The following is a 4,404-nucleotide window of genomic DNA, read 5'->3' as shown; positions in this document are numbered from 1 at the left end:
GGCTTCGGCCCCGCGGGGCCGGCTTCGGCTCCGCGGCAGACAGCCCGACCGGACGCCCCGCACGGGCAGACGCGGGCAGCCCAGGAACCCGGGCAGCAGACAGGCCGGCACGCGGCACCTCAGTCGTACGCACAGCCCCCTGCCTCGATGTCGGAGACGGGCAGCTTCCACCTTCAGCCGCCCCCGCAGCACCCCGCCGCCACGCCCCAGGCGGCGCAGCCCGTCACTCCCGGCACTCCCAGTACACCCGGCACTCCCGGCACTCCCCATCCGGCGCATACGGCGCCCCCCTTCCCCGCCGCCGCTCCGGACCTCTCACAGGCCCCCACGGCCGCGGTGCAGCACGAACAAGCGCTCACCCGTCCGTACGTCGCTCAGCAGGCGCAGGTTCCCGCTTCCGGACCGGGGTTTTCCGGGGCCGGGGCTCCGCCACCGCCGCACTTCGCGCAGGCAGCGTCGTCCCAGGTCATACCCCCGTCGCACACCGCGGCGCCCGCTCCGCAAAAGCGGCCGGGACCGTCCACGAAGGTGGCGGTCCCGGTGCTGCTGGTGGCGCTGATCTGCTTCGCCGTGGGGATCTGGGCCCTGACCCAGGCCTGAGCGACGAACCCGGCCCGACGCGGGCGGCAACGGCGGCCCGCGTCCGGCTACCAGGCCTGGGGCGGCCCTCCGTACGGCTGCTGCTGTCCGGCGTCGGCCGTCCCGGCCGGTGCCGCGGCCTGTCGGCGCCGTGCGAGCAGCATCCACCCGCCCAGTCCGAGCACCAGCACGGCGCCCGCGCCGATGCCGGCCGCGCCGAGCAGCTTCATGTTGCTGCTCCTGCTCTTGCTCTCGGCGGCCTGCGAGCCGCTCTGGCCGTTCCTCGCCATGTCCTTGTCGTCCTGCGTGACGCCGAAGATCCCCGCCTCGCCCTTGTACGGCGTGGTCCCGGCCGCCTTCCCCTCGACATTGACCGTGAGGGTCAGCGGGAACGGCTTGGAACCGTAGGGCTTGGCGACCTCCGGGCTCAGCGTGACGGACAGGTAGTACCAGCCGGCGAAGCGCATCGCACTGACGCTGGTGTCGGAGGCAAACCTGTTCCGGTACGCCACCGGAGGCACCGGGTCCAGGGACATCGAGGCCGGTTTGCCCGAGTAGGCCATGGGGGAAGCGCTGTCGACATGGCCCTGGGCCGGATTGTCCAGGGACATCGCGAGCGCGCCGCTGATGTACTCGTCCTCGTTCGGGACGGTGCTGTTGCCGAGACCGGCGGTGGCGAAGATCTGCTCCCCCCAGTCCAGCGGAACCCGGTAGAAGAGCGTCTGTCCGGGGGCGACCTCGTCCTTCCACTCACCGGTTTCCAGGCTCGTCGCGTCGTAGTAACTGCCGCCGCCGTGCCTGCGGTTGTCCTCGGCCCGACCCGCCGGCTTCGGTGAGGCGGACGGCCAGTCCTCCGGCGCCTCGGGCGGCGTCGAAGGCTCCTTCGCGAGCTGCGGCTCCGACGCGTACCGGATCTCCAACTCCCAGTCCCCGCGCCCCGAGGTGGCCTCGCCCTCCCGCTCGATCACGACGTTGTACACCCCGGCGCCCTGACAGCTGCTGCTGTCCTTGTCCACGGTCCGGTAGGCGTACGCGGCGATGGGCCGCGGATACTCGGCGGACCCGAACCGGGCGTTCTCCGAGCTGCACCCCAGGTCCGACCCGTCCCTGATGCTGATCGCGATGCCGTCCCCGTAGGCGACCTTGCCGCCGTCCTTGGGCACGACGACGGCCGAGACGTACGCGTTCGTCGTCGCCTCCAGGTTCAGCCGGTAGTAGAGCTTCTCGCCGAACTTGATCGAACTCCGGTAGACCGAACCGGCCGTGAGATCCCTCGCCTCGGTGTTGACCGCAGCGCCTTTGACCGCCTTCGCCTTCGGATCGAACGTGTACGCCGCGGGCCCGTCCGCCCCGTACGCCTGCCCCGGCAGCGCCGCCACCGCGCACATCGCCGCGACCGCGGCCAGCGTCGCCCGGCCCCTGCTGCGCTGCCTCATCACGCGCTTCCCCTCGTCGACCGTGCGGCTGCCCCGCGGCGGTTGCGTACATATACGAACACGGCGGCCGGCAGAGCCACGACGGCCGCCCCGGCGGCAGCCGCGATGCCGGTCCATCCTGCCCCTCCGGCACCACCGCTGTCTGCGGACGCGATCGAATCGCCCTTCTTGCCCGCATCCTCGTCAGCGCCGCTGCCGGACCCGGCCCGCACGGGCGCCCCGTGCTGCGGCCCGGTCCGTTCCGCGCCGAGCACCGACACCCGCAGCACCAGAGCGATCTGCGGATTCTCCGCGATCTCGGCGGCCCGGGCGCCCAGCGTCACCGAAATGTAGAAGCCGCCCCCGGCATGCACCGGCTGCACATTGTTCCGGCTCTCGTAGCGGTTGGTCCAGGAGACCGGGACGCCGCCCATCCGCAGGGCCGATGGCCGGCCGTTGTACATCGTGGCAGAGGTGAACTCACCGCCGCCGGTGAGCGGATAGCGCGCCGGGGTGTAGAGCCGGGTCGCCCCGTAGGAGTACGTGGCGGAGCCGCGGTCCACGGTGGGCTCGTTCGCGAACTCCACTTCGTAGCGCACCTGCTGGCCCCAGCCGGCCGGAACCCTGTACCAGAGCGTCTGGGACGGCAGGATCCGGTCGCGCCACACGCCCTGCCCGATCGCCCTGGCATCGTTGAAGCCGGTGCCGCCCCGCACATCGCGGGGATCACCCGCGGGCAGCGTGGCCTCCTTGCCGCCACTGCCGTACTCCGCCTGCGACTGGGCGGGCGTCACACCCTTCTCCAGCGGCGCCTCGACCCCGTACACGAGCTCCAGCGGCCAACGCGCGGCATCGGAACCCTTCTTGCTCTCCCGTTCCACCACCAGCCGGTAGCGGCCCGCACGGTCGCAGGTGCGGGTGCCCTCCTCGGAGCGGATCCGGGCGACCGCCGACGTCAGCGGGGCCGCCCCCTCCTTCTGCTGGAAGCGCTCGGTGTTCGTCCCGCAGGAACCGTGCTCGTCGTACTCGATCCTGGTGCTCAACGCGTCGAACGTGTCGACGGCCGCCCCCGGCTGCGGCACCGCCGTCGCCGCGAAGTCAGCCGTGGACACGGCATCCAGATCCACCGCGTAGTACCGCTTCTCGCCCGGCCCGATGGTGTCCAGATACTGCCCGGGTACGAGCACCGGGGACCGGTCGGCCGTGGCCGCGCCCGCCACCGGCTCGCCCCGGAAGCGGTACCCGTCCGCGGAGAGCTGGGAGGCGCGCTGGAGCTGACGGGCCAGCGACTCGGCGTCCGGGGCGTCGTAGTACCGCCCGTTGCCCGCCTTCGCGACGCATTCGAGCTGCTCGCGGGCCGCGCCCTTCACCTGGAAGCCCACGGTGTCGATCCGCAGCCCGGCCCCGTCCTTGCCGAGCTGCCCGGCGACCTCACAGGGCTGCGGCGTACCGCAGTTGTCCTCGCCGTCGGAGATCAGCAGGATCGTGCGCGTGCCGATGGCGCCGCCCGCGGGCTGCGGCAGATCCTGCGCAGCCTTGCGGAGCGACAGGCCGATGGGGGTATCGCCCCTGGGCCGTACGCCTGCGACCGCCCGCTTCACCGCGGCCCGGTCCAGCTTCCGCACCGGGCGCACGAGCCGGGTGTCCGTGCAGCCCTGCGGCCGGTCGGCGCCGTAGACCCGTAAGCCCGTCGGATAGCCGTCGGGAAGGCCGTCCACGACCGTGCCGACGGCTGCGCGGGCGCTCTCCATCCGGGTCCGGCCCGTACCGTCGTCCTGCCCCATAGAGCCGGACGAGTCGAGCACCATGACCAGGCTGCCGCTCCCCCCGGATCCGGCCGCGTCCGTTGCGGCGGAGGCCTCCCCGGGCGTCGCCACGGCTGGCAGCGCGCCTGCCACCAGAGCGAACAGTGCCCCGCCGATCCATGTCCCCGCCCGCGCCGTGCGCCGGTGGTTGCGTGCACTCATCCGTGCCCCCCTCGACCGAACTCCCCAGTCTCTTTGCTCAAGCAACCTATTGATTTGCGTAGGTGAACTCAAGAGCACAGGCGTCACGGTCCCGCAACAGCACGAAGCCCCGGCCGCTCAGGCGACCGGGGCTCGCAACAGGCTGTTCTGTCTCACACACCCGAACCTGCGGGCACGGAGTCAGTCGCCTCCGTCCACAGATCCTGCTCGGCGCGATCCGCCTGGATCTGGCGGTACACGAGGAGCCCGCCGATGGCGGCCAGTGCGACCAGGAGAAGCTTCTTCACCGCGCGACCTCGTCTTTCCTTGGCGTAGGGGACTTCTGCCGCCCGACTATACACACCGGCCGATATCGACCGGTGACCTCCCCGCAACCCAACTGGGGCCTGCGGAAAAGCGATCGTCGGAGGATCGGGCCACCCCCGTCACCACCCCGTCACCAC

At 71.9% G+C, this 4,404-nt stretch carries 3 protein-coding genes; all 3 read right to left on the bottom strand.

The features are described 5' to 3' along the window. Positions 1 to 647: 647 nt before the first annotated feature. The 3 genes from J1C73_RS28290 to J1C73_RS35215 all read right to left on the bottom strand — a co-directional run bounded on the left by J1C73_RS28290 (position 648) and on the right by J1C73_RS35215 (position 4,248). A complete protein-coding gene (locus J1C73_RS28290; RefSeq protein WP_207318862.1) occupies positions 648 to 2,015 on the bottom strand; it encodes a hypothetical protein in 1,368 nt (455 codons plus the stop codon). Next, entirely contained in the window at positions 2,015 to 3,961 is a 1,947-nt protein-coding gene (locus J1C73_RS28285) for a vWA domain-containing protein (protein ID WP_207318861.1), read from the bottom strand. The genes J1C73_RS28290 and J1C73_RS28285 overlap by 1 nt, the downstream gene beginning before the upstream one ends. 152 nt (positions 3,962 to 4,113) lie before the next feature. Continuing rightward, positions 4,114 to 4,248 (bottom strand): DLW-39 family protein, encoded by a 135-nt coding sequence (locus tag J1C73_RS35215; protein ID WP_003958712.1) that lies wholly within the window; start codon positions 4,246 to 4,248, stop codon positions 4,114 to 4,116. Positions 4,249 to 4,404 lie beyond the last annotated feature (156 nt).

Source organism: Streptomyces laculatispora, assembly GCF_017353455.1.
In the GTDB taxonomy this organism is placed as follows: domain Bacteria; phylum Actinomycetota; class Actinomycetes; order Streptomycetales; family Streptomycetaceae; genus Streptomyces; species Streptomyces laculatispora.
This window is presented reverse-complemented; position numbering and strand designations above follow the sequence as displayed.